Source organism: Streptomyces atroolivaceus, from assembly GCF_000717025.1.
GTDB classification, from domain to species: Bacteria; Actinomycetota; Actinomycetes; order Streptomycetales; family Streptomycetaceae; genus Streptomyces; species Streptomyces atroolivaceus.
The window spans coordinates 117322-143886 of sequence record NZ_JNXG01000018.1 but is presented as its reverse complement, the minus strand read 5'-3'; the positions used below and the strand labels follow the sequence as shown (position 1 = coordinate 143886).

24 protein-coding genes are annotated in these 26565 nt (G+C 71.1%); 3 read left to right on the top strand and 21 right to left on the bottom strand.

Annotated elements, in window-relative coordinates:
- Positions 1-99: 99 nt before the first annotated feature.
- A complete protein-coding gene (locus tag OO67_RS29465) occupies positions 100-1119 on the top strand; it encodes a LacI family DNA-binding transcriptional regulator (RefSeq protein ID WP_033304803.1) in 1020 nt (339 codons plus the stop codon).
- 227 nt (positions 1120-1346) lie between these two features.
- On the opposite strand, the gene OO67_RS29460 is transcribed toward OO67_RS29465, so the two are convergent.
- Positions 1347-4673 (bottom strand): LamG-like jellyroll fold domain-containing protein, encoded by a 3327-nt coding sequence (locus OO67_RS29460; RefSeq protein ID WP_033304802.1) that lies wholly within the window; start codon positions 4671-4673, stop codon positions 1347-1349.
- Between the two features lie 172 nt (positions 4674-4845).
- On the bottom strand, positions 4846-7281 hold the full coding sequence (locus tag OO67_RS29455) for a GH92 family glycosyl hydrolase (RefSeq protein WP_033305008.1): 2436 nt from the start codon (positions 7279-7281) through the stop codon (positions 4846-4848).
- A gap of 223 nt (positions 7282-7504) precedes the next feature.
- Here OO67_RS29455 and OO67_RS29450 point away from each other — a divergent pair, with 223 nt between their 5' ends.
- A complete protein-coding gene (locus OO67_RS29450; protein WP_033304801.1) occupies positions 7505-8236 on the top strand; it encodes a VOC family protein in 732 nt (243 codons plus the stop codon).
- 82 nt (positions 8237-8318) lie between these two features.
- On the opposite strand, the gene OO67_RS40195 is transcribed toward OO67_RS29450, so the two are convergent.
- The 6 genes from OO67_RS40195 to OO67_RS29425 form a co-directional block, all read right to left on the bottom strand.
- Positions 8319-8465, bottom strand: coding sequence for a hypothetical protein (locus OO67_RS40195; RefSeq protein WP_244300344.1), 147 nt, complete (start codon positions 8463-8465; stop codon positions 8319-8321).
- 117 nt (positions 8466-8582) lie between these two features.
- Positions 8583-8789, bottom strand: a complete 207-nt coding sequence (locus OO67_RS40190) for a hypothetical protein (RefSeq protein ID WP_244300343.1) — start codon at positions 8787-8789, stop codon at positions 8583-8585.
- Positions 8790-8958: 169 nt separating this feature from the next.
- On the bottom strand, positions 8959-10860 hold the full coding sequence (locus tag OO67_RS29440) for a rhamnogalacturonan lyase (RefSeq protein WP_033304800.1): 1902 nt from the start codon (positions 10858-10860) through the stop codon (positions 8959-8961).
- 37 nt (positions 10861-10897) lie between these two features.
- Entirely contained in the window at positions 10898-11236 is a 339-nt protein-coding gene (locus tag OO67_RS29435) for a YkvA family protein (RefSeq protein WP_033304799.1), read from the bottom strand.
- A gap of 41 nt (positions 11237-11277) precedes the next feature.
- Complete coding sequence (locus OO67_RS29430) at positions 11278-11535, bottom strand: WhiB family transcriptional regulator (protein ID WP_033304798.1); 258 nt, start codon at positions 11533-11535, stop codon at positions 11278-11280.
- Positions 11536-11655: 120 nt separating this feature from the next.
- Positions 11656-12510 (bottom strand): helix-turn-helix domain-containing protein, encoded by an 855-nt coding sequence (locus OO67_RS29425; protein WP_033304797.1) that lies wholly within the window; start codon positions 12508-12510, stop codon positions 11656-11658.
- A gap of 248 nt (positions 12511-12758) precedes the next feature.
- Here OO67_RS29425 and OO67_RS29420 point away from each other — a divergent pair, with 248 nt between their 5' ends.
- Positions 12759-13154: an ATP-binding protein gene (locus tag OO67_RS29420; protein WP_033305007.1), complete on the top strand. Its 396-nt coding sequence runs from the start codon at positions 12759-12761 to the stop codon at positions 13152-13154.
- 13 nt (positions 13155-13167) lie between these two features.
- Here the strand turns inward: OO67_RS29420 and OO67_RS29415 are convergent, their stop codons facing one another.
- From OO67_RS29415 to OO67_RS29355, 13 genes are all read right to left on the bottom strand, one after another.
- Positions 13168-13878, bottom strand: a complete 711-nt coding sequence (locus OO67_RS29415; RefSeq protein ID WP_033305006.1) for a ribonuclease H family protein — start codon at positions 13876-13878, stop codon at positions 13168-13170.
- A 26-nt stretch (positions 13879-13904) separates the two neighbouring features.
- Positions 13905-14699, bottom strand: a complete 795-nt coding sequence (locus OO67_RS29410; RefSeq protein WP_033305005.1) for an SDR family NAD(P)-dependent oxidoreductase — start codon at positions 14697-14699, stop codon at positions 13905-13907.
- Between the two features lie 345 nt (positions 14700-15044).
- Positions 15045-15542: a peptidylprolyl isomerase gene (locus OO67_RS29405; protein ID WP_033304796.1), complete on the bottom strand. Its 498-nt coding sequence runs from the start codon at positions 15540-15542 to the stop codon at positions 15045-15047.
- A gap of 149 nt (positions 15543-15691) precedes the next feature.
- A complete protein-coding gene (locus OO67_RS29400; RefSeq protein ID WP_033304795.1) occupies positions 15692-16285 on the bottom strand; it encodes a lamin tail domain-containing protein in 594 nt (197 codons plus the stop codon).
- 341 nt (positions 16286-16626) lie between these two features.
- Positions 16627-16869 carry a hypothetical protein gene (locus tag OO67_RS29395; RefSeq protein WP_341864665.1) on the bottom strand — a complete coding sequence of 81 codons (243 nt, stop codon included), beginning with the start codon at positions 16867-16869 and terminating at the stop codon, positions 16627-16629.
- Positions 16870-16968: 99 nt separating this feature from the next.
- The gene (locus tag OO67_RS29390; RefSeq protein WP_033304794.1) at positions 16969-17859 is read right to left on the bottom strand and encodes an SDR family oxidoreductase; all 891 of its coding nucleotides are present in this window, start codon (positions 17857-17859) and stop codon (positions 16969-16971) included.
- 209 nt (positions 17860-18068) lie between these two features.
- Positions 18069-18491: a DUF6221 family protein gene (locus OO67_RS29385; RefSeq protein WP_033304793.1), complete on the bottom strand. Its 423-nt coding sequence runs from the start codon at positions 18489-18491 to the stop codon at positions 18069-18071.
- 167 nt (positions 18492-18658) lie between these two features.
- Positions 18659-21097, bottom strand: coding sequence for a SpoIIE family protein phosphatase (locus tag OO67_RS29380; RefSeq protein WP_244300342.1), 2439 nt, complete (start codon positions 21095-21097; stop codon positions 18659-18661).
- A gap of 273 nt (positions 21098-21370) precedes the next feature.
- Positions 21371-22276, bottom strand: a complete 906-nt coding sequence (locus OO67_RS29375) for a PfkB family carbohydrate kinase (RefSeq protein ID WP_033304792.1) — start codon at positions 22274-22276, stop codon at positions 21371-21373.
- Complete coding sequence (locus tag OO67_RS29370) at positions 22273-23262, bottom strand: zinc-dependent alcohol dehydrogenase family protein (RefSeq protein ID WP_033304791.1); 990 nt, start codon at positions 23260-23262, stop codon at positions 22273-22275. Before OO67_RS29370 ends, OO67_RS29375 begins: the two co-directional genes overlap by 4 nt.
- The gene (locus OO67_RS29365) at positions 23262-24140 is read right to left on the bottom strand and encodes a carbohydrate ABC transporter permease (RefSeq protein ID WP_033304790.1); all 879 of its coding nucleotides are present in this window, start codon (positions 24138-24140) and stop codon (positions 23262-23264) included. Before OO67_RS29365 ends, OO67_RS29370 begins: the two co-directional genes overlap by 1 nt.
- Positions 24137-25102, bottom strand: a complete 966-nt coding sequence (locus OO67_RS29360) for a carbohydrate ABC transporter permease (protein ID WP_033304789.1) — start codon at positions 25100-25102, stop codon at positions 24137-24139. Before OO67_RS29360 ends, OO67_RS29365 begins: the two co-directional genes overlap by 4 nt.
- Positions 25099-26457, bottom strand: coding sequence for an ABC transporter substrate-binding protein (locus tag OO67_RS29355; RefSeq protein WP_033304788.1), 1359 nt, complete (start codon positions 26455-26457; stop codon positions 25099-25101). The genes OO67_RS29360 and OO67_RS29355 overlap by 4 nt, the downstream gene beginning before the upstream one ends.
- Positions 26458-26565: the final 108 nt, after the last annotated feature.

Genomic DNA, 26565 nt, shown 5'->3' with positions numbered 1-26565 from the left:
GAAGTGCACACCGTGATCCGACAGGGCTGTTACGGTGCACAGCGCAGAGGGCACGGGCCACCGACCGCCCGCCCCCAGAGGGACAGGAGCCCACCGACTGTGACAGCGAGACTCAAGGACGTCGCGGCGCTCGCCGGAGTGTCCGTCCGGACCGTCTCCAATGTCGTGAGCAACGCCGCGGCAGTGGCCCCGGCGACGCGCGCCCGCGTCATGGCGGCGGTGGAAGAGCTGGGGTACCGCCCCAACCTCGCCGCCCGTAACCTCCGGCAGGGACGCACCGGACTCATCGGGGTGGTCGTGCCCGAGATCCATTCCCCCTACTTCGGCGCACTGGCCGGCCTCCTCATCGACGCCGCGCAGGGGCGCGGTTGGACGGTACTCCTGGAGCGGACCGGGGGGCGGGCGGATCTGGAGCGGCGTCTTCTCGACGGGTCCGAGGGACACCAGGTCGACGGGATGATCATCAGCCCGTGGTCGACGTCCCCCGCCGATCTGGCCTCGCTCGCCGGGGGCCTGCCCCTGGTCGTCCTGGGCGAGCTGGAGCCGGACGGGTCCATCGACCACGTGGCTCTGGACAACGTGGGGGCGGCGCGCGATGCCGCTCGGCATCTCGTCTCCCGGGGCCGTCGGCGCATCGCAGCGATCGGCCTGCAGTCCGGACTGGGCCACGGCACGGCCGAACTGCGCGCCGAAGGCTTCCGTCAAGGGCTGCGGGAGGCGGGGCTGAGTCCGGTGGCCGAGGTGGAGGTGGCCGACCTGCACCGGGCGGAAGGGGCGCGGGCCCTGCGTGAACTTCTGGCTCTGCCCGAGCCCCCCGACGCCGTCTTCTGCTTCAGCGACGAACTCGCCCTCGGTGCACTGCGCGTGGCGGCCGAACAGGGCGTGCGGGTGCCGGAGGACCTCGCGTTGATGGGATTCGACGACATCGAGGACGGCAGGTTCGCCGCCCCCTCCCTCACCACGGTCGCCCCGGACCGGGAGCAGATCGCCGAACGCGCGGTGCAGTGTCTGACCGAGCGCGTCTTCGGCCCGGTGGCCGCGCTCCCCGCCCGCCGCATCGTGGTCCCGCACCGTGTGCTGGCCCGGGAGAGCACCGGAGCCTCGGTCACCCCGGTGTGACGGCCGGGGGGGGGCGTTCACGCCCGCAGCTGACGTCTTCGGCATGATCCACGGCAGTCCCTCGCCGGGTGTCTGCGTTCGCCCCGGCCCGGGTGGCCTGGACCCCGGGGCATCGCGGAGCTCCCGGCAGTGTGGCGCGTGCGCACACTACCGGGAGCGGTCCTGCGTGGTTCCTCCCCGTGCGGGCGCGCCTGCGCACTGCCGGGAGCGGTCCCGCGGGGTGCCCCCTACGGCTGTTCGCCGTCGTGGAGCGCGGTCACCTCCTGGCCGGTGAGTGCCTTGTCGTACACCTTCACCTGGTCGACGGAGCCGTTCCAGAAATCGGTGTCGGCGCCCGACCACTTGGCGCGGCCCACGGACAGCCCGCCGGTGCTGACATCGGCGGCACCGGCCGCCGCGGTGGAGGCGAGCTCGCCGTCGACGTACAGCTTGATCTCGTCACCGCTGCGGACGCCGACCAGGTGGTACCACCGGCCGAGCTCAGGCTTCATCTCGGCCCGGGCGCGGTGGGCGCCCGGGGTGGAGAAGGCGAAACCGCCCTGTCCGTACTGGAGGTAGAACGGGTTCTCCTGGCGCCGGCCGTCCTGGCTGACGACGGTGGCGTAGTTGCCGGGAAGCGCGTCGAGCGACGCCCAGGCCGACACGGTGTAGTCGCCGGTGGTGTCGACGACCGGTCCGTCGGTCTCGGCGTACTGACCGTCACCGTTGAACTTCAGCGCCGAGCCCCGCACTCCGGCCGTCCAGGACGTGCCCTCGGAGAGGGTGAGGTCCTTGCGGTTCGGGCCGCTGTCGGCAGCCTCGGTGCCCTTGTTCTCGTCGAGTGACCAGGCGCCGCCACCCTTGACCGTGTCCCGCTCGCCCGCGGCGGCGCCGGCGGCGATGACCTCCTGGTTGATCTTCCGCACCTTGGCGGGGTCGACCTTGATCTCGCGGCGGTCGTACGTCCAGAGACCGTTGAGCTCGTTCTCCAGGTCGGTCACCTGGGTGTAGACGGAGCCGGAGAGTTCGGCGCCGGCGGCCTCCAGGTAGTACGTGCGTGTGTTGTCGACGTACTTGGCGGTCAGGGCGTCCTTGTCCGCGACACCGCTGTAGATCGCGGTGGGCGCACCGGGCCACATCCGGCCGGGGATCCGCAGGGTGAAGCCGCCGTGCTCACCGTCGATCGCGGCACGCGTCTCGTCGGGGAAGGCCGGGTCGGTGTTGTTGTAGTCGTGGTGGTCGATGATGTCGCCCTTGCCGGAGTCCCCCTTGGAGTTGCAGCAGTTGACACCGCTGTGGGCGCTGACGACGCGCGAGGGGTCGGCGGCCTGCACCTTCTCGGTGATCTTGCCGGTCTCGATGCGGTCCCACTCACCCCAGCCCTCGTTGAAGACGATCCAGGCGCCGATGGAGGGGTAGTTGTGCAGCTGCTCCATCATCTCGGCGCCCTGGTCGAGGAAGGCCTTCTGGCCCTTCTCGCCCGTGATGTTGCCGGAGACGAAGTCCTGCCACACCAGGAGACCCAGCTGGTCCGCGTGGTGGTACCAGCGTGCGGGCTCGACCTTGATGTGCTTGCGGACGGAGTTGAAGCCGAGGTCCTTCTGGGTCTTCAGGTCGAAGAGCAGGGCGTCGTCGCTGGGCGCCGTGTTCAGGCCGTCGGGGTAGAAGCCCTGGTCGAGCTGGGCGAGGGAGAAGAACGGCTTCCCGTTGAGCACCAGCTTCTGGTATCCGCCGACCTTGGCGACACCGAAGGAGCGCATGCCGAAGTAGCTGTCGACGGTGTCCTTCGAGCGGCCGTCCCTGAGGGTGACCTCCAGGTCGTACAGGTACGGGTCGTCCGGCGTCCACAGGTGCTGCCTGGCGACCGGGAGGCTCAGCTCGCTGTTGGCCGGGCCGGTGACGGTGCCGACGACCTTGCCCTTCCTGTCGCGGGCGACCGCGGTGACCCGGGCGGACCTGGAGGCGTCCTCGGAGTTGACCGTCAGGGCGAGCCGGCCCTTGTCGATGTCCGGGGTGGTCTTCAGGGAGTCGACGGCGGCCGGAGCGACGGGCTCCATCCAGACGGTCTGCCAGATACCGGAGGACGCGGTGTAGAAGATGCCGCTGGGGTTGGCGGACTGCTTGCCCGTGGGCTGGTCGGGTCCCGTGGTGTCGGTGACGGCGACCACGATCTCCTGGGGCCCGTGGCCCTTGAGAGCATCGGTGATGTCGGCACTGAAGGCGGTGTAGCCCCCGGTGTGCTCGGCGACCTGCTTGCCGTTGACCCAGACCCTCGCCTGGTAGTCGACGGCGCCGAAGTTGAGCTTCAGGCGGTCGTCGCTGCTCCGCTTGCCGACCGACCAGCTCTTCGGCACCGTGACGAGCTTGCGGTAGAACATGTGGTCTTCGTGGCGCTCGAGCCCGGAGAGCTGGGACTCGACGGGGTACGGCACGGTGATGCGCTCGTCGAGCTTCTTGCCGAAGACGGGCTTCTCGCCGGCCTCGGCCCCGGCGAACTCCCACGGTCCGTTGAGGTTCTTCCAGTCGTCGCGCACCTGCTGCGGACGGGGGTACTCGGGCATCGGGTTCTTGTGGTCGACCTTTTCGCCCCACGGGGTGAGCAGCCGGTGCGTGGAGAGGTTCTTCGCCCTGCGGCTGATCTCCGGGACGGTCTCGTCGCCGTTCTTCAGGCCGGCTTCACCGTCGTACACGAACTTGACCTGCTGGCCCTTCTGGACAGCCGCGCCCAGGGTGACGACGAGCGCCTTGCGGTTGCCGGGCACGCCGGCGACCGACTTGACGGGCATCGGCGTGGTGTCCGCCTCGATGGTGAGGTGGTCCTTCACGTCCTCGATGCCGCTGACCTCGTGGTCGAACGCCGCCTGCAGCTTCAGCCCGTTCCCGGCGACGCTCAGCCCGACCGGGTAGACCTCGAAGTCGGCCGGCGGGGTGAAGGCGGACTCCGGCACGATCTGCTTGGCGAGCTTCGCGCTCGACCAGCGCAGGAACATGTTCGCCCCGCCGGTGTCCTGGAACATCTCCAGCCGGAACGTGTGCGGTTCACCGGCTTTCAGGGACACCGGCGCGCTGGTCTGCTCCTTGTCCCAGTCCGGCTCCCAGTGGTCGATGACCGGCTTGTCGTCGACGAAGAGCCGGAAGCCGTTGTCGCCGATGGCGGCGAAGGTGTACTCGCCGTCCTCCGGGGCCTCGATCTGCCCCGTCCAGCGGGCGGTGGTGTGTTCGGTCTTTCCGGTGGCCGACTCGAACGCCCCCGTCAGCCCCGGGAAGTTGATGTCGGGGTCGAGCGCCACCGCGCCGAGCTTCGCGAAGTCGCGGGCGCCGGGTGCGGACATGGCGAAGTACTCGCCCTTGAGGCCGTGCACCTCCGTGGAGGGATCCTTCGCCGCGGCCGCCGAGGAGGCGGCAGCGCCTTCGGCGGGAGCCGCGGCGGCGGCCGGGACCAGGGTGGCCCCCACGGGGAGCAGCAGCGCCGCCGTGCAGGCGAGTGTTCTCAGAAGTGTGCGGGGGCGGGCTAGTTGTCGTATCAAGGCGTCGTCCTCGTCGAAGAAGCCGGAGTGCCCCTGACCGCGGAGCACTGCACATAGTCGAACATTGAGCCACAGCCTCAAACACCTGACAACGGTCGTGCACGCAGAATTTTCAACGATAGAAAATTAGTGCCCCTCCCGCCCTCCGCGGAGGGCGGGAGGGGCCCGGCGGGCGGCATCACACCGCCCACCGGGCCCCGGACCGGATCCAGTCGTGGCCCTACCGCGGAAGACCCGCAGGTCCTGTGGCCCAGGACGTGTTCGGGCGGTCGGCGAGCCGGTAGCTCAGCGATCCTCCCCGGGTGACCAGTCGGGCGTCCGTCCAGGACCTGTCACTCGCCCGCCCGTCGACCTTCACCGCGTCGATGTACGGATGTGTGGCATCGGCCTGCGGCGCGCTGATGCGGATGTCCCCGCCCTGCGGCCGGTCCAGCAGCGCGGTCGGGAAGAGCGGCGCCCCGAGCAGCATGGTGGCGCTGCCCGGCGTCTGCGGGTACACACCGAGGGCGGCGAAGACGTACCAGGCCGACATCGTTCCGAGGTCGTCGTTGCCGGGCAGTCCGCGCGGGCCGGTCCCGTAGACCGTGTTCACGATCTCACGTACGGTCTCCTGGGTCTTCCAGGGCTGCCCCAGCGCGTTGTACAGCCAAGGGGCATGAATGCCCGGCTCGTTGGTCGGGTCGTAACGCAGCGCGTCACCGCCCTTGACCGACCAGGAACCGTCCGCCTTGTGGAAGAAGCCGTCCAGCCGCTTCGCCGCCACCTCCCGGCCGCCCATCGACTCGGCCAGGCCCTGCACGTCCTGCGGGACCATCCAGGTGTAGGTGGCGCTGGTTCCCTGCGCGAAGCCCCGGTCGCTGCCCGGACTGAAGGGGGTCACCCAGGAGCCGTCGAGGTTCCTCGCCTGGATGTAGCCGGTGGTCCCCGCTCCGTCGCCGGCCTCGGGGTTGAACACGTTGCGCCACCAGAGGCCGCGCTCCTCGAAGGCGGCGGCCTCCTCGTCACGCCCGAGCAGCCGGGCCCACCGGCCGAGCGCCGCGTCGGCGACCGCGTCCTCGAGCGTCTCGGCGGCACCTCCCCAGCAGTGGCAGACGTCGTGGGCCGCGTAGTGGGATTCCAGGTACTGGGCGAGGTTGGGCCGCTGACCGGTGCACTGGCCGGGGCATCCGGCGTCGGACAGACCGTCCGGGTGGGGCACCGTGGCCTGGCGGGCCAGGGAGTCGAAGGCCCCTTCGTAGTCGAAGTTGCGTACACCCATCGCGTAGAACGTGGCGAGGGTGGCGGCCGTGGGATCGCCCGTCATCACGTGCGTGGCGCCGTTGACGTGAACCCAACGGTCCCAGACGCCGTCGTTCTGCCGGGCGAAGTTGAACAGCGACTGGGCGAAGTCGCCCGCGATCCTCGGTTTGAGGAGGGCGAGCAGCTGGATCTGAGCGCGGTACTGGTCCCAGCCGGAGAAGTTGCTGTACTGAGCCTTCTGACCGCGCGTCACGCGGTGCGGCTTCCCGTCCATGCCGGGGTAGCGGCCGTCGGTGTCACTGATCAGATTCGGCTGCATCAGTGAGTGGTACAGCGCGGTGTAGAACGAGGTGCGCTGCGCCTCGCCGCCGCCGCCGACGCGCACGGAGGCGAGCTCCCGGTCCCAGGCGGCGGACCCCGCCCGGGCCACGTCGTCGACGCTCGCCCGTGGGGTGATCTCCTTGCGGAGGTTGGCCTCGGCACCGGCCTGGCTCACGTAGGAGATCCCGATCCGCATACGGACGTCGTCGTCGGCCGAGGTGTCGAACCCGACGTAGCCGCCGGATCCCCGCCCGGCGCGGTCCGCCCCGGTGGCGTAACCCTCACCACCGCTCGCGCTGGTCGCCCCCGGAGTGAGGGTGCTGTCGCGCCAGGTACCCGTGGTGGCGAAGTCGCGGTCGAAGGAGGCGCTGAAGTAGAGCCGGTAGTAGCTCTTGCGGTTGTTGGTGCCGCCGTTGGCGCGCCGGCCGCAGAACGCTCCGGTGAGCACCGAACCGGTCACCTTACGGTGCGCGGTGTCGATCTCGATCTCGGCGTCCTCGCTGCCGTTGAGGGAGTTGGACACCCTGAACAGCAGGTTGGCCGGCTCGTCCGCCGGGAAACTGAAGTCGGCCACACCGGCACGCTCGCTCACGGCCAGGTCGGCGGTGGCGCCGGAGTCCAGGCCGACGGTGTAACGGCCGGGCACGGCACGTTCGTTGTCGTGCGAGAAGCCGGACGCGTAGACCGCGTCCTTGGTGTCGGCGGACGGTGAGGACGTGACATCGCCGACGAACGGCATGATCGGGACGTCGCCGGCGGCTCCGGGGTTGCACCCGGCTCCGTTCACGTGCGTGAGGCTCAGTCCGCGCATCCGGGTGACCCCGTACTCGTAACCGTTGGCCGCCCCGGTGCTCGTCTGGTCACCCGTGGTGCTGGTGGGCGACCAGGCGATCATGCCGTACGGCCGGACCGCGCCGGGGTAGGTGTTGCCGCCGTTCGCCGTGCCGATCATCGGATCCACGTAGGCGGTGGGCCGCGTGACGAGCGCGTCGGCCTGGGCGGCCGGCGGCAGGACGGCGCCGGCCAGCGCGCCGGTGAGCGTGATCGCGGCGGCCCGCGCGACGAGACGCCGGGCCGCGGACGGTCTGGAGGGCATGTTCTCGGATACCTCCGGCATTGAGGGACAACGTTGTCAACCCCACCGGGCCACGGCGCGGACGGCGTTGATCGATTCGGCCGAGCGTAGGTCCCCGCAGCGTGCGAGGGAATGCCACGGACGGATCCGGCCGGTGAACGAGTGGTGAACGGGCCGCCGTGGAAGGGCTCCTGACACCATGAGGACCGAGAGAAGTCGCACCGCATCGCCACGGAGGAGCACTGTGATCCGCTGGACCTACGCCTTCATCGACCGCCCCGCAACGGCCGCCGGCCGCGCAGCCGGCTTCTGGAGCACGGTCACCGGGACTCGTATCTCCACGCCGTGGGGTGAGCGCGGCGAATTCACCACACTGCTTCCGGAGGGGGCCGACGCCTGCCTGGCGACCCAGGCGGTGGGCGGGGCCGGCGGAGCGCATCCCGATCTGGCGGTGGAGGACGTGTCCGCCTTCACCGCACGGGCCCGCCGGCTGGGCGCCGAGGGCGAGGCCCGGCACCCGGAACTGACCGTCCTGCGCTCCCCCGGCGGACAGCCCTTCTGTGTCGTGCCGTGGCGGGGCCAGAAGACACGGCCGCCGGTCTTCACCGACCCCGGAGGTACCACGAGCCGGCTGGACCAGATCTGTCTCGACGTGTCACCGGCGGCGTTCGAGTCCGAGGTCTCCTTCTGGGCCGCGCTGACGGGCTGGGACGCCCGTCCCGGTGTCCACCCCGAGTTCCATGTGCTCCGCCCGTCCCAGGATCTGCCCGTCCACCTGCTCGTCCAGCGCCTGGACGAGCCCCGCCCGGCCTCGGCGCATCCGGACCTGGCCTGCTCGGACCTCGTAGCCGGGCGCGCCCTGCACGAAGGGCGCGGCGCCGAATTCGTACGCGACGGGGACGGGTGGACAGTGATGCGGGACCCTGCGGGTGGCGTCTACTGCCTCACGCGGCGCGACCCCGTGACGGGCGAATAGCGGTCGCGGTCCATGCCTGAGGGCCGGGCCCCGGGCCGTTCGGGCGCCGACGGCTCCGCCGGGATCGCTGACAGGAGGGTTCCTAGCGGGTCAGTGTCTCGAAGCCGGCGTCTCCGCAGTACTGCACGACCCGCCCCTCCGCCTCGGAGTCACCGTCGTTCATCGCCGCCGCCGTCGCCTCGCCCAGGGTGCGGCCTCCGCCGACTGTCTCGTCCCGGAGCGGTCGCATCGCGAGGAATGCGTCCTGAGCGACGGCCCCGACCTCGTCGTACCCCGACTGGTCCGGGGGTTCCGTGCGCGCGGCGTTCCTCGCCTTCTGCCACGCCCCCAGCTGTGTGCAGTAGTTCTACCGCTGTTCGGTCAGCCGCCGGCCGTCCGTCCCCTCGGACGAGGCACACCCCGCAACCACCGCCACCAGGGCGAGGACCGGGACCACCGTCCTGAACCTGCGCACCACGTCGCCCCCGGCCGAAACCGCGTCCCCTGGACGCTGCACCTGGAAATCCCCCGGCAGGATACCCGCGTGGGACTCCTCGGCCGCCGTGGTGATCACCGACCGAGCGGCTCAGGGCAGCTACGAAACGGCGCGCGGGTCGTGCTCGCCGGGACGGAAGCCGTTCCGGCCGATCGCCGGGCCCCCGAGCCGGGACGCGCCGCGAGATCCTGAGCCGCGGGCGAGCGGGGCCGTGCCCCGGGTGAAGGGGCCACGGCCCGCCTGCGGGCTACGGCGTGACGATGCTCGGCCGGGGCGCGGTCGCCATCCCGCTGCCGATGGCGAAGCTGGGATGCGGGGGCTGGTTGTACGCGGTGTTCTGCCAGGCGAGCGCCGTCCGGTACATGGTGTCGTGGAGCAGTGTGGTGATCTTCGTGCCGGTCTCGTGCGGCGTGGAGTAGACGCGCAGGGCCGTGTTGTTCGTGGTCGGCCAGACGACTTCCTCACGCCAGTCTCCGAAGAGGTCGCCGGAGATCGCGGGCGTGGCCTTGGTTCCGTTGCCCGAGTGGACCGAGGCCCCGGTCAGCAGCCGGGTGTCGGCCGAGGTGCCGTACTTGTCGATGTGGGTGCCGTCGAGGAGTTCGCGGGTCGTGTCGCCGTCCCACCATGACAGGAAGTTGGAACTGGACGGCTTACGGCTGGTGACCACGTTGCCCTTCGGGCCGCGCACACCGGAGACGGCGGAGGACCAGGACTCGGCGCCGGCGCTGCCGGCCCAGATGTCACCGGACACCCCGCGTCCGTTGTCCCCGCTCGCCGGCGTGGACCAGAGGATCTGGCCGTTCCTGGCGTCCGCCATCCACGAGGACGGCTTGGAACTGTCCTCGTCGACCTTGAACTCCTCCAGGCCCGCCCGGGAGGGATCGAGGTCCCCCACGTGCATGGCGTCCCCGTGGCCGTTCTTCGTCGTCCACAGTCCGTAGCCGTTGTCGTCCACGGCCATGGCGCCGTACATGATCTCGTCCTTGCCGTCTCCGTCGGCGTCGGCGACGGACAGCTGGTGGTTGCCCTGGCCGTCGTATCCCTTGCCGGAGTTGGTCGAGCTGTTCGTGTCGAAGGTCCAGCGCCGGGTGAAGGCTCCGCCCCGCCAGTCCCAGGCGGCGATGACGCTGCGCGTGTAGTACCCGCGGGCCATGATCAGGGACGGCCTGGCGCCGTCCAGATAGGCCGTACCGGCGAGGAAGCGGTCGACCCGGTTGCCGTAGGAATCGCCCCACGACGACACCGTGCCGCGGGCCGGCACGTAGTCCACGGTCGCCATCGCCGCGCCGGTCCGCCCGTTGAACATCGTCAGGAACTCGGGCCCGGACAGGATGTATCCGGAGGAGTTGCGGTGGTCGGCCGACGAGCTGCCGATCACCTTGCCGGCACCATCGACGCTGCCGTCGGCGGTCTTCATCGCCACCTCGGCCTGGCCGTCGCCGTCGTAGTCGTACACCTGGAACTGGGTGTAGTGCGCGCCGGAGCGGATGTTGCGCCCGAGGTCGATCCGCCAGAGCCTGGTTCCGTCGAGGCGGACTCCGTCGATGATCGTGTTTCCCGTGTAGCCGGACTGGGAGTTGTCCTTGGCGTTGGTGGGCTGCCACTTCAGTACGAAGTCGAGGGCGCCGTCGCCGTCCAGATCGCCGACGGACGCGTCGTTGGCCTCGTAGGTGTAGGCGACACCGTCGGGGGTCGTCCCACCGGCGGGCGGGCTGATCGGCACGTCCTTGTATCCGGCGCGGAACTGGATCGCGTGTACCGAGTCGCCCTGCTCCACGCCGTTGACGACCGCGCGCACCGTGTAGTCGGCGGTGGCGGGCGCTCCGGAGTGGAAGTAGTTCGTGGACGCGGTGACCGGCGAGGCGTTGACCTTGGTACCGGCACGGTAGACGTTGAAGGAAACGTTGTCGGGATCGGTACCCAGCCAGCGCCAGCTGACGAGGTTCCCGCTGTCGGTGTGCACGCTCACGACGCCGCGGTCGAGCGCCTCGGCCTGCCGGGCGGTGGCGGCCTGCGAGGTCGGGCCGAGTGCCACGAGACCGCCGGCCGCGAGCAGTCCGGCCGCCAGAGCGCCGACCAGCCCACGGGTACGGGAGATCCGGCGTCTGCGGCAGGGGTGGGAATCGGAGTGGGGAAGCAGAGGTTCCACGAGAGGCACCTTCTGGCCGGGGATGGCTTACGCCCCCTCAGTTGCTCCCGGACGCCGAAAGGTTGCCGCCGGCTTCCGTCTGTGCCGCGGCCGGCCGGCCCCGCCCCGCACCGGCCGCATGCGCCGCGGCGTGCAGCGAGCGCAGGGCGAGCAGCAGGAAGCCGATGTCGTCGAGGTAGACCGGGTCCGGCAGCAGGTCGACGGGCGACACGGTGTAGATCACCGACGCCCACACGAGCGCCTTGTTGCGCAGAGGGATGCCCGCGTCGACGAGGAGCCTCCTGGCCCGGATGACGCGTACCAGCAGGACGGCGGCGGCACCCGCCATGAGCAGGAGCACGAGCGCGCCGATGAGGAGCCAGACCGAGGTGTCCATGGCTCATCATCTCCCACCGGCACGGCCGGAGCACGGAGGTCTCACCCGTGGCTCCTGGCCTGCTGCCTGGCGCGGCGCCGCTTGAGGGCGCGGCGTTCGTTCTCGTCCATGCCTCCCCATACGCCCGCGTCCTGGCCGTTCTCCAGGGCCCAGTCCAGGCACTGTTCCCGCACCGGGCAGGCGCCGCAGACGGCCTTGGCCTCCTCTGCCTGTACGAGCGCGGGGCCGGTGCTGCCGATGGGGAAGAACAGGTCGGGGTCCTCTTCGCGGCACTCCGCGTGCATACGCCAGTTGTCCATGACTCTCACTCCTTCTCGCAGGAAACGGTCCGTCGGGCCGTGCTGGGTTCCGCTTCGTTTCGGTTCCGCACTGTGCGCGTGACCGTCATCCGGCGTTCGAAACCACAACAGGCGCGGCCTTCAGGGGTTTCCGGTGCTCCCGGTCCCCTTCGGCAGGGGTGAACCCGGGTGCGGGGCAGCCGCGCACGCAGCGTCCAGCCGGATGCGGTAGTCCATGACGGCGGCCGGTTCGTCGATGATGTCCACCCGGGACCCGGGGGTTTCCAGAACCGCGCGGTCGCCGATCTCCGGGGCCGGGACGCGTAGCAGGTGCAGCGGCGGGACACCGGTCATGGGGTGAGGCGGGAAGTCGAGGGGCACGACCTGCACCGTGAGGTGCTGCCGGTGCGCGGCCTCTTCCAGCACGGCCCGCTGTTCGGCCATCACCGCGGGTCCGCCGACGCTCGTACGGAGGGCGGCGGCCGGGAAGAGGGCCCAGAGGGCCGCCCCGCGTTCCTCCAGCCGACGCTGCCGCTCCGCCAGCAGCTCGAGGTGCCGGTCACGCCGCGGCGCGGCGTGGGCGCTCAGGGCCCGGCACAGGGCGGCCTCGTAGGCCGGGGTGCGCAGCAGCTCGGGAACCAGAGCGGGATGCCAGGTGCGGACGACCGCGGCGGAGGACTCGATACCGATGACCTCCTGCTGCCAGGGCTCCATCACGTCACGCCACTGGTGCCACCAGCCCGGCAGGCTGGCGGCCGCGAGTCCCGCCATGATCGGCTCGGCCTCGGCCGGGGAGACCGCGTAACGGTCCAGGAGTACACGGACCTGCCGCGCGTCGAGCCCGGTCTCGGCGCGTTCGATCCGCCGGACGGTGGCGGGATGGGCACCCAGGGCCACGGCTGCCGCCTGAAGGCTGACACCCGCACGCTCCCGCAGTGTCCGCAGGCGGGACGCCAGGACACGGTGCTGGACGGTGGGACCGGACCGGGGCCTCATCCACGTACCCTTCCTCGCAAGCGCCGCGGCGGTGCGGGCTCCGGAGCGGCTCGGCGCCGATCCGGAACCATCCAGGCATTCTGCCTCTTGCAAAGTATGCACTTTGCACGGAGAGTACGTACATGTCGGAAATAGTCACGTGCGCACGTCTGACCCCGGAAGGCTCGGGCGGGCGGAGCGCACACAGCTGGTGGATCCCCCGCCTCCCCCGGGGTGTCCCCGTGGCCAGGCACCGCGTGACGGAAGCCATGCGTGGCTGGGGAGAGCCCGACGAGCGCATCGAGACGGCGGCCCTGGTCGTGACCGAGCTGGTCACGAACGCGGTGGAGCACACCGCGGGCCGGAGGATCCGGTGCCGCCTGCTACGGACCCCCGGCCGGGTGCGCATCTGCGTGTGGAACCGCGGCCGGCGGCACATACCGGCGCTGCCAGGTCCACGGAGCCCGGAGCCGTACGGCGCTTCGGCGGACGGGCGACACGACACGGAGGGCCCTGGCCCCGTGGCCGTCGGCGGGCCGGGCGACGGCTTCAGCCTCGCGTCGGTGGCCGAGGACGGCCGCGGCCTGATGCTCGTGGATGTGCTGGCGACACGATGGGGCACGCGCACCAGCGTGTCCGGCCGCCTCGTGTGGGCCGACCTCTGACGCCACGGGACGGTCAGGCGAGCGCCGCCCGGCACTCCGGGTGACCCCAGCCGTTCGGATTCTTGGCGATCATGTCCTTGGCCGCGTACGGCTTCCCGCAGTGGCACCGGCCCGCGAACTTGGCCCGGATCGTGCCTCCGGAACGCGTCCGGCCCGCGGAGCCACCGGCAGCCCCGCCCTTCGCCGCTCCCGCACCCGCACCCGCCGCCCGGCTCTTCGTCGAACGGGCAGGTGCGGGCACCGGCATGTCCGCGGTGCCGTACGCCGTTCCCGCGGCCTGCTGCGAGACGGCCACCTCGCTCGCGGCCTGGTCGGCCAGAGCGTTGAGCGGGTCGCCGTCCACCTGGTGCGCCGGCACGTAGCGGAAGGTAACCTCGCGGCTGCTCAGCAGCTCGTCGATGCCGACCACCAGCTCCCGGTTGGCGACCGGCTTGCCCGCCGACGTCTTCCAGCCGTTGCGCTTCCATCCCGGCAGCCACTTGGTCACCGCGTTCATCGCGTACTGCGAGTCCATGCGCACTTCCACGGGTACGACCGGGTCGGTCGACTTCAGCAGCTCCAGCAGGGCGGTGAGCTCGGCGACGTTGTTGGTGGCGGTTCCCAGCGGCCCCGCCTCCCACCGCTGGGGGGTGCCCAGGCCATCGGCCACGACCCACGCCCAGGCCGCAGGTCCCGGATTGCCCTTCGATGCCCCGTCACACGCGGCGATGATGCGCTCGTTCATGCCCCCGATCATGCCAGTCCGGAAGGTCAGGGCACGATCGAGTCGATGTACCCGCCGTCCACCCGCACGGCCGCGCCCGTGGTGGCGGACGCCTGCGGCGAGCTGAGATAGACGACGAGGTTCGCGATCTCCTCGGGTTCGATCAGGCGCTGGATGAGGGACTGCGGGCGGTGCAGGCGCATGAACGCGCGCTGGGCCTCGTCCCATGGAAGGTCCCCGCCCACGAGCTCGCGGACGAAGTCCTCGACCCCACCGGTGTGCGTGGGGCCGGCGATCACCGAGTTCACCGTCACCCCGGTGCCGGCGGCCTCCTTGGCGAATCCGCGGGAAACCGCGAGCAACGCGGTCTTCGACATGCCGTAGTGGATCATCTCGGCGGGGATGACGATCGCGGAGTCGCTCGCGATGTTCTGGACGCGGCCCCACCCCCGCGCGGTCATTCCGGGCAGGTAGAGGCGGATCAGACGGACCGCGCTGAGGACGTTGGTGTCGAAGTAGGCGCGCCACTCCTCGTCCGTAATGTCCAGCGGCGGCCGGGAGCCGAAGACGCCGAGGTTGTTGACGAGGATGTCCGTGGCGGGCACGGCCTCGTGAAGCTCCGCGGCCCCCTCCTCGGTGGCGAGGTCGCAGGCGACCGTGAGGACGTCGGCGTCCGGCTCCGTGCCGCGCAGGACGTCCGCCGCCCCGTCGAGCCGGTCCTGGCCCCGTCCGGTCAGCACGACGCGCGCCCCGGCACCGGCCAGCCCCGTGGCGATGGCGAGCCCGATGCCCTGGGAGGAGCCGGTCACGACCGCGGTCCTGCCGGCAAGATCGATCCGCATCTCGCGGTCCCTTCGTCCCGTGCCCACGGTGTACAGGGTCTCCACCCTGGCACTCCCCGGCCCGGGACGCCTTCCGGCACCCGGCGTACCGCACCGGCGGGCTGCGCGACTCGCCCGGCCGGTCGCCGGCGAGGACTGCACCGTGCTCGCCGGACCCCGGAGCCGGGCTGCCCGCCTCACCGCTCGCCGCCACGTTCACCGCCCAGCTCGCCTCGGAGTGGCGCGGCTGGGCTTCCCCACCGGCCGGGCTGGGCCTCACGGCCTCGCTCGCGGACGGGCGGCGGCAGGCGGACACGGCTCGGGGCTCCCGGCCCGTGGAAACCGGCCGGGAGCCCCGTCGCGTGCCTAGAGGACGCCGGACTCGGAGACGGCGATCGCCGACTTGGTCTTGCCGGTCGAGGAGCCGTACGACTCGATCTTGCGGACGAGCTCCATGCTCGCCTCGTCGGCGACCTCACCGAACACCACGTGCTTGCCGTCCAGCCAGGGGGTGACGACGGTCGTGATGAAGAACTGCGAACCGTTGGTGTTCGGGCCGGCGTTGGCCATCGAGAGCAGGCCCGGCTTGTTGTGCTTCAGGGTGAAGTTCTCGTCGGCGAACTTCTCGCCGTAGATGCTCTTGCCGCCGGTGCCGTTGCCCCGGGTGAAGTCACCGCCCTGGAGCATGAAGTCCGGGATGACCCGGTGGAACGGCGAGCCCGCGTAACCGAAGCCCTTCTCACCGGTGGCGAGCGCGCGGAAGTTCTCCGCGGTCTTGGGGGTCACGTCGTCGAAAAGGTTGAACACGATCCGCCCAGCGGGCTGGTCGTCGATGGTGATGTCGAAATACGCCTTGATGGTCATGAGTCCATCCTGACATCACCCGCAGCTTCCCCGTGCACAGGCCCCGCCCCACCGCGGCCGCGGATCGCACGAGTACGGCGTACCACAGGGGTGAGCCGTGGTACGCCGTTCCGGTCAAGGAGAACGCAGGCTCCCCCTACCGGTACTGATCAGCGGTTGCCGCGGTGTCCGCCGTCGCGGTGTCCGCCGTCGCGGTGTCCACCGTCGTGCTGGCCACCGTCGCGCTGGCCACCGTCGCGCTGGCCACCGTCGCGCTGGCCACCGTCGCGGTGACCGCCGTCACGGTGCCGGCCCCAGGACTCGGAGTCGACCTTGTGGCCCCGGTTGTCACGGAGCGTGGCGGTGTCCCTGCTGTCCCACACGTAGTTGCGGCGGTCCTGGTACACGTCGTGCCGGGTGTCACGGCCGACACCGGTGTGGACGCGGACGGAGGAGCGCCCGGGCAGCCGCAGGTCGAACCTGTACGTGCGGCGGCTCTCGTCGGACAGCGTCCAGCCGCGGAGGTTGACGGAGTGGCGGCTGGTGTTGGTGACGGTCACCCACTCGGCGTTCAGGCTGCGGTTCGATCCGTTGTCGCGGCCGGGGCTGTCGTGCTGGATCTCGCCCAGGACGACAGCCGAGCGCTGCGCCGGCCGGTTGTGGCCGCGGTCCCGGCCATCGGCCGTTGCCGGCAGAGCCGCTGCGGCGAGCAGGGCGCCTGAGGCGAGAGCGGTGGCGGTGATCCGTCGTGCGGAACGGGACATGGAAACCCCTCATCATGCAGGCCCGGAATGGAGTGCCGGGCGCTTTTCCGACCCCGGCGTCGTGCCGGGAACGCAAACTTTGTCCCGCTTTCGAGATGGCCGAAAGGTGCCCTGATTCATGTGACGAAGTACGGACATTTCTGTCACACACGACTGCATTCGGCACGGATGTCGCCGGTCGTAGACCTGTCAATCGTTGATCGCTGCACCGACCCGTCGGGGGCACCGTTCACCTGGTCATGGCGCCCCGCCCACCCCCACCCAGCTCCCCTCGGCGCCCTGCGCGGGCAGCGCGTATCCGTGTAACAGAAGGGACAGCGCTTACCTGGACAGGAGTTCCCTCACCGCCGGGAAAGGAGTTCGCGCGTTCGAGCCTTCAGCATCCATCGCGAGGGGGCGAGACGTGCGCGCTGGCCGCCGCTGGTGACCAGCGCGTTCACGGGTGCCATCGGATCCAGCGCCGTCGTCCTGGCCAGAAGGACGCCGACGGCCAGCGGGAGAAGGGTCACGACCAGCGCCGTTCCGGCGCAGGTCAGGTTCTGGATGCGGGGGCGCGTCGGCGCGTCGGGGAGCATGGGTCCCATTCGACCAGCGGAGGCCATGGTCCGGATCGGGTCACGTACTCAGACCCACGACGGCCCCGTACTCAGTCCGGCGCGCGCCGGCTCCGCGCGGGACGCCGTTCAGCCGTCCGGCCCTCGACGGCCCAGGGAGTCGGCCCGGCCGCCGGCCCCCAGGAGCCCCGTGGCCTCGAACGACGTCTCCCGCATCAGTCTGGGCAGCTCGCGCTTCGAGAACGCGGTGACGACCGGGGGCATCCCGGCACGCACCAATTGCGTCGCGCGGAGCCACGCGGGGACGTACGCGGCAGCACGGCGCCGTTCGATCGCCCGCACCATGTGGCGCGCCACTTGGTCCGCCGGGTAGACCTTGCGCGCGGGCCTCGGCATGTGAGCCCGAAGCTCGCGCAGCACGGGCTTCTGGTCGGCGTCACGGATCATGTCGGTATCGGTCCAGTTCAGGTAGCCGATGCCGACGCCGACGTGTTCATGGGCGAGCTCGGCGCGCAACGAGTGCGCGAACGACTCCACACCGGCCTTGGACGCGCAGTAGGCACTCATCAGGGGAGCCGCACCGATGGAGGCCAGCGAGGCGATCTGGAGGTAGTAGCCCCGCGTGGCGCGCAGTTGGGGCACGAAGGAACGCGCGGTGATCGCGCTGCCGATCAGGTTCACCTCGATCACGCGCCGCCAGGTCACCGGATCGGACTCGGCGAAGGGACCGCCCTCGGCCAGCCCCGCGTTGGCGACCACGACCGATACCGGCCCGAGCCGCTCCCGGACGTCGTGGGCCGCCTCCGCCATTCCGGCCTCGTCCGTGACATCGACCTCCCAGCACTCCGCCCGGCCGGGCAGGGAGTCCCGCACCTCGGCCAGACCCCGTTCCTCCCGGCCGATCAGGGCGACCGTGACTCCGCGGTCGGCCAGGTCCCGTGCGACGGCGGCGCCGAGACCCCGTGCCGCGCCGGTCACGACGGCGACGCGCCCTGCCAGAGGACCAGCTGTGCCCGTCATACGCGTCTCCTCGGGATCGGCCGCGACTGCGTCGCCGGCGCCGGCTCGCGAACGGACGGTGCTTCCACCGCTCACACCCCAGCATTGCCGGTGCGCGGTCGCCCCGCGAGACGAACCGGCGTCGCTCCGCCACGGGACGTCGCCCGTCCGGTCGGGGTGGACCCCGGGTGAGGGGTCACGGAGTGGCCCGACGGGCTCCGACGCGCCTTCTATTCCGGAGGGGAGGGCGGGCCCCAGTGGGAGAACCGCGGCAGCCACTTCACCCGGTAAGCGGGGTGCCCCGCGTGTTCGGCGGCCATCTGCCGGACGACGAAACCCAGCCCGACGGCGCGGCCCGAGGTGAAGTCCTGGGCCGGCCGGTCGGTGTCCAGGACCGCGATCTCCTCGTACTCGTCCAGAAGGACCCTGTTGGTCTCGATGCGGCGCAGGGCGCGTGCCGGGTCCTGGAAGGCGATGTGCCGGTCGTAGCCACGGGACCGTACGACGAACGCGATACCGCTCGTGCGGTCGTGCACCTCACCGGGCGCCTCCGCCGGAGTCCGCCAGCCGTCGCCACCCGCTTCCCGCGCGATGTCCTCCTCCTCGGCGAGGCGCGCCCGCACGAAGGCCAACAGGTCCGAGTTGTCTGCCATCTGGTTCCGAATCCTTCTCCGTCACAGGCTGCGGCGGAAGATCCACTCACCGCCAGGGGCCTGTTCTGCCCGACCAGCAGAGGATGCCTCACCAGCGCCGCATGCGCGCAGCCGGCACCCGGCGCGTTCCGCATGACGGACACCGCGCCCGGCCCGGCCGGCGGGAATCAGCGGGACGGGGCGCGGCGGGCGGCCACCAGCAGCGCGATGTCGTCGGGCCGGTCCTCGTCCTGCCTGGCCTGCCGGATGATGCGGTCCGCGGTCTCGGCGAGCGGCATGTGGCCCACCGCCGCAAGGGTGCTGCGCAGGCGCTCGATGCCCTCGTCGATGTCGGTACCCGCCTTCTCCACGAGCCCGTCCGTGAAGAGGGCGAGGACGGCTCCCGGCCCGAGCCGCAGCTCCGTGACGGGATACGAGGCGTCCGGGTCGACTCCGAGCACCACTCCTCCGGGAAGAGCGAGGACCTCGGCCTCGCCGTCGGGATGCCTCAGGACGGGCTGGGGGTGCCCGGCCCTCACGGCCCGCGTGGCACCGGTTTCCGGGTCGAGCAGCACGTAGCAGCAGCTGGCGAACTGACCGGGGTCGAGGCCGATGAGCAGCCGGTTCGTGGCGCTCATGATCTCCTGCGGCTCGTGCCCGATGAGGGCGAAGGCCCGCACGGCGCTGCGCAGCTGGCCCATGGTGGCAGCCGCGGCGACACCGTGTCCCTGGACGTCCCCGATGACCAGGGCCAGGCCGCTTCCCGTCTCGATGACGTCGTACCAGTCGCCCCCGATCTCGATGTCCTGGGTGCCCGAGAGGTAGCGCCCGACGGTCTCGACGTGGTCGACGACGGGGAGCCGGTGGGGCAGCAGTGCGTCCTGGAGCCCCCGGGCGAGAGCGGCCTCGGTGTCGTAACGCTGGGCGCGCTGGAGTGCCTGGGCGATGAGCCCGGCCAGCGCGGTGAGCACGGTGCGCTCCTCGGGGCTGAACCCGCGGGGCTGGTCGAAGCCGAGGATGCACGAACCGACGGGGCGGCCGGAGGCGATGAGCGGCAGGAAGGCACGGGCGCCGACACTGGCGTCCATGGGGATGCCGGGATAGGCGTCACCCAGCGCCTCCATGGACTCGAAGAACAGCGGCCGGCCGGTCGTGAGGGTCTCCACACCGGGGATGTGGGTGTCGAGACCCACCCCGTCGAACCGGTCGAGGAATCCCTTGGGGAAGCCCGTCTCCCAGGCCAGGTAGAGGCGCCGCTCGTTCTGGAGGTAGATGGCCAGCTGCCTGCCTCCGAAGGCGGGCAGCAGCTCCTCGGTCACGACGGCCGATACCTGACGCGCGGTGACGGCCTCCGTCAGTGCGATGGCCAGGGCGACCGGCCGGTACAGGACGGTGGAGCGGTCGGCCGGTGAGCCGGGCTCCCCCCTCGCTGTGAACGTGTCCGCGCTGTGGCCGGGGCGCCGCGACGGGCTGAAGGTGATCGTGACCCCGTCGCGGCCGGGGAACATCGCCACGGACAGCCATTGCGTCGGGGTGCGCCGGGCGAGGAAGTGGACCGGGCCGTCGGAGAACAGGGATGCACGGCGGTGATCCTCGTAGGCCGGGTTCGCCAGCCAGGGCAGCGCCTCCCCCAGAGGCCGGCCGGTCAGCTCCGCCCGGGTGTGGCCGAGGATGTCCTCCGCCGCCCCGTTGACGTAGGTGATCCGTCCGAGCCGGTCGTGGGAGAGCGTGCCGCGCGGGATCCGGTCGGCCGCGTCGGGCACGGCCGGGCCCGCTCCCGGGTCGAGGAGGACACCCGTCAGCAGGCCCGCCGCGCCGCCGTGCTCCCGGTGGCCGGAGAGCTCGACCACGAGGGGCCTGCCGTCGGGCCCCCACAGCGGCATCCGGCGCACACGGGGCTCGGCCGACCGCGCGGCCCCGCTCCCCAGTGTCCACAGTCCGTACACGTCCTCGGGCAGCAGCCCGGCCGTGAGGGCCTCCATGGAGCGCACCCGTGCGCCGGCGGGCTCATGCCCCAGCATCTCGTGGGTGCGGTCGTCCGCGGTGACAGCCCCGCTGCCCACGTCCCACTCGAAGTGTCCGACGCGCATCTGCCGCTCGGCCTCCGAAGGCAGCCGGACGGTCATGGGCTCGCCGTCCCACGTGGCCGGCGAGCCCTGAGCGGCGATGTCGGCGCCCAGCTCCCGGGCGACGGCCTCCAACCGGCGCCGGTCGGCTCCGCCCACCGGTACCCCCCGGGTCGCATAGCGCAGGACGACGAGCACGCCCACGGGAGTGGTGCCGGCCGGGACGGGAGCGTAGAGCGATCCGAAGGGGAACGGCAGCCCCGCCATCAGCTGGGGGAACCGGCGCATGGATTCCTCGGCATCGCCCAGGTACACCGGCCGGCCCGAGCGGTAGGCCTCGGCGACCGGGAAGGGCCGGTTGACATGCATCCGCCACCATGGGCGCAGCAGGGGGCCGGGCAACCCTGCGAGCACGGCCATGAGCAGGAGGCCCGGGGTCCGGGAGCGCAGGTAGACCCCGCCCGCGTACCCCCCGACGCCGTCGACGGCACTCACCACGGCCTGGGCGAGCACGAGCGACAGTCCGTCGGGCGTTCGGCTGCCATCGGGGCTCCGGGTCACACAGTCAGGATGCGCACCCGCGCGCGGGTGCGCATGTCCACGACCGTGCGCCCAGGGGGTGCCGGCGAAGTCCCGCCGCACGCCCGAAGGGCGTGGCCCGCGGTGGGTGCGACCGCGAGGCGGAGTACGGGCCCCGTACCGGACGCATTCGGCTGCTTCCCCCGCAGGGCGATCGGCGGCCTCCCCCGCTCCATGGGCTCCCGAGCTCCCGGCTCCTTCCACGGAGCGGGGAAGCCGGGACCTCGCCGCGCCCCCAACCTCACAGGGCAACACCTAGGTCACGGTGGGCTCCGTGCCCGCCTGCGCGCACACCGAGGCGGCGGCCTCGGACGCGTAGGCCAGCATGTCCCGTACCTCCTCCGGCTCCGGTGTCGCCGTGAACGTGCCGAGGGCGCCCATCCGGCTCAGCAGACCCGCGGCGAACGCGTCCCCCGCCCCGATCGTGTTGACCACCTCGACCGGCGTGGCTGCCACGGACATGGGCGGCGCGGTGGCTGTGTACGCCGTACTGCCCCTCGCGCCCCGGGTGAGGATCACCAGCCGTCCGCCGGCCGCCAGCTTCCGGCAGGTCTCCTCCGCGTCCGCCCCGGGCCACAGCCGCTCCAGGTCCTCGTCGCTGGCCTTCACGACGTGCGCGAGGTCGCACAGCTCGCGCAGCGCCGCCGAGCCGTGATCGGCGCCCAGAGTGCGGTCCTGGCGGACATTGGGGTCCACGACGAGGAGGGAGTGCTCGGCGGCCGCGAGGGCGGTGGCCCGTACGGCCGCTGCCGCCGGCTCCACGACGGCCGCGAGACCGCCCACGTACACGGCCCCGAAGCCGGAGGCCCGCGCGGAGAGGTCCGGCAGCCGGAACGTCGCCGTGTCCTGGAGATGGAAGTGGTACCCCGTCCCCCCGGCGTCCGGTTCGGCGACGGCCAGCGCGGTGGGCAGCCCGGAGCGTTCGCAGAGCGTGAGGTCGACCCCGGCCGCCAGCAGCCGTTCCTCGATCGTGCGGGCGAAACCGTCGCCGCCCAGGCCCCCGGCGAACGCTGCCGGGGTGCCCAGCCTGGCCAGCCCGACGGCGACGTTCGCCGGAGCCCCGCCGAACTGGGCGGCCCGCACGCCTCCGTCCCCGGCCACGGGTACGAGGTCGATCAGGGCCTCGCCGAGTACGAGGACGGCACCGGGCCCGCCGGTCACGGCTCGACCACGATCTTGCGGCCGATGCCCGCCTTGAAGCGGTCGATGGCCTGCGGGTACTGGTCGAGGGGCAGCCGGTCGCTGATGAAGACGGCGGGGTCGAGGACCCCGGTGGCGAAGAGCGCCGCGGCGCGTTCGTAGCTGTGCAGGACGGCCATCGAGCCGGTGATGGTGATTTCCTGGTTGTAGATGCGGTACGGCTCGATGACCGCCGTCGTCGCGTAGTCGGCCACCCCGAACTGCAGGAACGTCCCTCCCTTGGCGACACGTCCGAGGCCGTCCTGGATGGCCGCCGCGTTGCCGGTGGCGTCGATGACGACGTCCCAGCCACCGGGCCTGTCCAGCTCGTCGGCTCCGGCCGCCGACCGGGAACAGCCGAGGAGGCCGGCCGTGGCGAGGCGCTCGGGGTTGACGTCGAGGACGTCCACGCCTGCCGCCCCGGTGCGCTTGGCGAGCTCCAGCATCATCAGGCCCATGGTCCCGGAGCCGTAGATCAGCACCTCGGCTCCGAGGGTGCTGCTCAGTACGTCGTAACCGCGGACCGCGCAGGAGAGCGGCTCGATCAGGGCCGCGTCCTTCACGTCGATGTGCTCGGGCAGCTTGACGCAGTTGGCGACGGGGGCGACGGCGTACTCGGCGGCGCCACCGGAGACGGTGACGCCGATGGCGGCCCAGCGTTCGCAGAGGTTGCCGCGTCCGCTGCGGCAGTAGCGGCACTCGTGGCAGTGCAGCGAGGGGTCGACGGCGACCCTGTCACCGACGGCCAGCTCCGTGACGTCACGTCCGACGCCCACGACCTCCCCGGCGAACTCATGGCCGGGGACGAGCGGCAGCGTGGGCGCGAACTCGCCCTGCAGGATGTGCAGATCGGTGCCGCACAGCCCGCACGAGGCGACGGAGACGACGACCTCACGGGGGCCGGGCGTGGGGTCGGGGACGGTGGTGACGGAGACCTTGCCGGGGGCTTCGACGATCGCTGCCCGCATTATTTCACTGCTCCAAGAGACAGGCCCTGGACGAGTTTGTCCTGGGCGGCGTAGCCGGCGGCGAGCACCGGCAGGGACACGACGACGGACGCGGCACACAGCTGGGCGAGGAAGAGGCCCTGGCTGGTGACGAACCCGGTGAGGAAGACGGGTGCGGTCTGGGCGACGACGCCGGTCAGCACCCGTGCGAAGAGCAGTTCGTTCCAGCTGAAGATGAAACAGATCAGGGCGGTCGCCGCGATGCCCGGAGCGGCCATCGGCGCGACCACCCGGGCCAGGACGGTCGGCAGCCTCGCGCCGTCGACCTGGGCGGCCTCGATGACGGACACCGGCACGTCCGCGAGGAAGGACTGCATCATCCAGACGGCGATCGGCAGGTTCATCGAGGTGTAGAGCAGGACGAGGAGCCAGATGTTGTCCAGCATCCCGGCGTTCTTCGCGAACAGGTAGACGGGGAGGAGCCCCGCGACGACGGGCAGCATCTTCGTGGAGAGGAAGAAGAACATCACGTCCGTCCACTTGCGTACGCGCCTGATGGAGAGGGCGTACGCCGCCGGGAGCGCCAGCAGGAGCACCAGGACGGTGGAGAAGAAGGAGGCGCCCAGGGAGTTGAGCAGGGGCGGCCACGGGGTGACGCCGGTGTCGGAGCCGAAGAACGCCCGGTAGCCGTCGAGGGTGAGCGGTGCGAAGAGGGAGGGCGGGTTGGTCGCGGCGTCGGACTCCGCGTGCAGCGACGTCAGCAGCATCCACAACGCGGGCAGGCAGAAGACGAGTCCTGCCGCCCAGGCCAGCAGACCGAGCGCGGTGTTGCGCCGTTTGGCTCTGCGCAGGACCCGTCGCGCGGACGGGGCCGGCGCGGGGGCGGTGGTGGTGGTCATGCGCGGTTCGCCTCCTCACTGAAGAGGGACGAGACGGTCCGGAGCGCGAAGGTGGCGATGATGATCGTGCCGATCACCACGACGACCCCCGCGGCGGACGCCAGTCCGTATTCGTGGGCCTGGTAGAAGGTCTGGTAGATCGTGTACGGAAGGTTGGCGGTGCCGAGTCCGCCCGCGGTGATCGTGAAGACCGCGTCGAAGTTCTGCACGATGTAGACGGCGCCGAGCAGGACTCCGAGTTCGAGGTACCTGCGCAGGTGCGGCAGGGTCAGGTAGCGGAAGGTCTGCCAGGCACTCGCCCCGTCCAGGCGCGCGGCCTCCACGACCTCCGCGGGGCGGCTCTGGAGGCCCGCGAGCAGGATCAGCATCATGAACGGGGTCCACTGCCAGACGAGCGCGGCGATCACGGCGAGCAGCGGCATGTCCGCGATCCAGTCCGGCTGGCTCGGGCTGGTGTCGCCGAAGAGCTCACCGACCCAGCTCAGCGCGCCGTTGAGGAGGCCGTACTCCGGGTTGTACAGCGCGTGCTTCCACAGCAGCGCGGCGGAGACGGGCACGATCAGGAACGGCGTGATGAGCAGGGTGCGGACGATGCCCCGGCCGAAGAACGTACGGTCCAGCAGCAGCGCGAGGGCCAGTCCGATGACCACGGTGGCGATGACGACACCCGTGGTCAGCAGGATGGTGGTGAGGACCGAGTCGCGGAGGGCGGCGTCCGTGAAGACGGACGCGTAGTTGTCGAGCCCGTTGAAGGCGCGCTTGTCGGGGTTGAGGGAGTTCCAGTCGAAGAGGGAGATCACCAGGGTGGCCACGAAGGGCAACTGGGTGACGGCGATCAGGAAGACCAGGGCGGGCAGGAGGGGTGCTCTGGTGGCCCAGGCCCGTGGGCCGGTCCTCCGTGAGCGGGCGGGTGCGGGTGGCCGGGGTGGCGACTGGGGCGTGGTTCCGACTGCTGTGGTCATCGGTACTCCTTGGCGACCTGTTCGGCCAGCTTCTGGGAGGTGGCCAGCGCCTTGTCGACGGACTGGCGGCCGGCGACGGCCGCGCTGATCTCCTGCGCGACCCGGGTGCCGAGATCGGTGAACTCGGGGATGCCGACGAACTGGATACCGGGCACGGGGCGTGGCTGGGTGCCCGGGTTCTTGGGATCGGCACCCGAGATGGCCTGCTCGGTGACGTCCGCGAAGGCGCCTGCCGCCTTTCGGTATGCGGGGTTGTCGTAGGTGGAGGCCCTCTTGCCCGCCGGGACGTTGGACCAGCCGCTGGTCTCGCCGACGAGCGACTCGTACTCCTTGCTGGACGCCCAGGAGACGAACTTCCATGCGTCGTCGGACTTCTTGGACGCCTTCTGGATGCCCCACGCCCAGGTGTAGAGCCATCCCGAGCTCTTGGTCTCCTCGACCGGCGCGGATACGTAGCCGATCTTCCCCTTGACCGGGGAGCCGGCCGCCTCCAGCGAGCCGGCACCGGCCGTGGCGTCGTACCACATGGCGGTCTTGCCCTGTGTCATGTTGTTGAGGCACTCGGCGTACCCGGCCTGGGAGGCGCCGCGTTCCCCGTGCTCGCGCACGAGGTCGACGTAGAACTTCGTGGCCTTCCTGAACTCAGGTGAGGTGAGCCGGGGTTCCCAGTCCTTCGTGAACCAGGTGCCGCCCATGGTGTTGACGACGGTGGTGAGCGGGGCGATGATCTCGCCCCAGCCGGGCAGTCCGCGCAGGCAGATTCCCTTCATGCCGGGCTCGGCCCCGTCCGCCCGCGCCGCGAGTCCGGCCACCTGGTTCCAGGTGGGGTGCGCGGGCATCGTGAGCCCCTTCGCCTCGAAGACGTCCTTGCGGTACATGAGGAAGGACGACTCGCCGTAGAACGGCTGGGCGTAGAGCTTGCCCTCGGCGGTGAGCGACTCCCTCAGGGGTTCGAGGATGTCGTCCTGGTCGAAGGCGGTGTCCTCCGCGGCGTACGAGTCGAGCGGGTGCAGCCAGTCGTTCTTCGCGAAGAAGGGCACCTCGAAGTTGCTGATGGTGCCGACGTCGTACTGGCCGGCCTGGTTGGAGAAGTCCTGGCTGATCTTGTCGCGGACGTCGTTCTCCGGGAGCACGGTGAAGTGGACCTTGATGCCGGTCTCCTCGGTGAAGTGCTCCGCCGTGAGCTTCTGCAACTCGACCATCTGCGGGTTGTTCACCATGAGTACGTTCAGTGCGTCACCTCCTCCGAACGCGGTGCCGCCCGCTCCGGCGCACCCGGAGGCGAGGAAAGCCATCACTGCCGTGCCCGCGACCGCACGCACGCGGGTTCCACGGCGTCGATGCTGGTGGGGCATAAGTTCTCCTGATCGGTCGTAGCGGCTCGTGGATCGGTGCCCGTGTCCCGCTCTCCTCGGCGGTTCCGGGCACGGCGGGGCTGACCTCCGGCCTCCTGAGAGTGCGGG

What these genes read in the sequence shown, in the direction of transcription:
- OO67_RS29420 (WP_033305007.1), top strand. Translation starts at nt 12,759, where the DNA reads ATGCGTGGCTGGGGAGAGCCCGACGAGCGCATCGAGACGGCGGCCCTG.
- OO67_RS29370 (WP_033304791.1), bottom strand. Translation starts at nt 23,262, where the DNA reads ATGCGGGCAGCGATCGTCGAAGCCCCCGGCAAGGTCTCCGTCACCACC.
- OO67_RS29425 (WP_033304797.1), bottom strand. Translation starts at nt 12,510, where the DNA reads ATGAGGCCCCGGTCCGGTCCCACCGTCCAGCACCGTGTCCTGGCGTCC.
- OO67_RS29360 (WP_033304789.1), bottom strand. Translation starts at nt 25,102, where the DNA reads ATGACCACAGCAGTCGGAACCACGCCCCAGTCGCCACCCCGGCCACCC.
- OO67_RS29355 (WP_033304788.1), bottom strand. Translation starts at nt 26,457, where the DNA reads ATGCCCCACCAGCATCGACGCCGTGGAACCCGCGTGCGTGCGGTCGCG.
- OO67_RS29365 (WP_033304790.1), bottom strand. Translation starts at nt 24,140, where the DNA reads ATGACCACCACCACCGCCCCCGCGCCGGCCCCGTCCGCGCGACGGGTC.
- OO67_RS29400 (WP_033304795.1), bottom strand. Translation starts at nt 16,285, where the DNA reads ATGTCCCGTTCCGCACGACGGATCACCGCCACCGCTCTCGCCTCAGGC.
- OO67_RS29455 (WP_033305008.1), bottom strand. Translation starts at nt 7,281, where the DNA reads ATGCCCTCCAGACCGTCCGCGGCCCGGCGTCTCGTCGCGCGGGCCGCC.
- OO67_RS29390 (WP_033304794.1), bottom strand. Translation starts at nt 17,859, where the DNA reads ATGACGGGCACAGCTGGTCCTCTGGCAGGGCGCGTCGCCGTCGTGACC.
- OO67_RS29435 (WP_033304799.1), bottom strand. Translation starts at nt 11,236, where the DNA reads ATGGACACCTCGGTCTGGCTCCTCATCGGCGCGCTCGTGCTCCTGCTC.
- OO67_RS29395 (WP_341864665.1), bottom strand. Translation starts at nt 16,869, where the DNA reads ATGGGACCCATGCTCCCCGACGCGCCGACGCGCCCCCGCATCCAGAAC.
- OO67_RS40195 (WP_244300344.1), bottom strand. Translation starts at nt 8,465, where the DNA reads ATGCGACCGCTCCGGGACGAGACAGTCGGCGGAGGCCGCACCCTGGGC.
- OO67_RS29410 (WP_033305005.1), bottom strand. Translation starts at nt 14,699, where the DNA reads ATGCGGATCGATCTTGCCGGCAGGACCGCGGTCGTGACCGGCTCCTCC.
- OO67_RS29385 (WP_033304793.1), bottom strand. Translation starts at nt 18,491, where the DNA reads ATGGCAGACAACTCGGACCTGTTGGCCTTCGTGCGGGCGCGCCTCGCC.
- OO67_RS29430 (WP_033304798.1), bottom strand. Translation starts at nt 11,535, where the DNA reads ATGGACAACTGGCGTATGCACGCGGAGTGCCGCGAAGAGGACCCCGAC.
- OO67_RS29405 (WP_033304796.1), bottom strand. Translation starts at nt 15,542, where the DNA reads ATGACCATCAAGGCGTATTTCGACATCACCATCGACGACCAGCCCGCT.
- OO67_RS29415 (WP_033305006.1), bottom strand. Translation starts at nt 13,878, where the DNA reads ATGAACGAGCGCATCATCGCCGCGTGTGACGGGGCATCGAAGGGCAAT.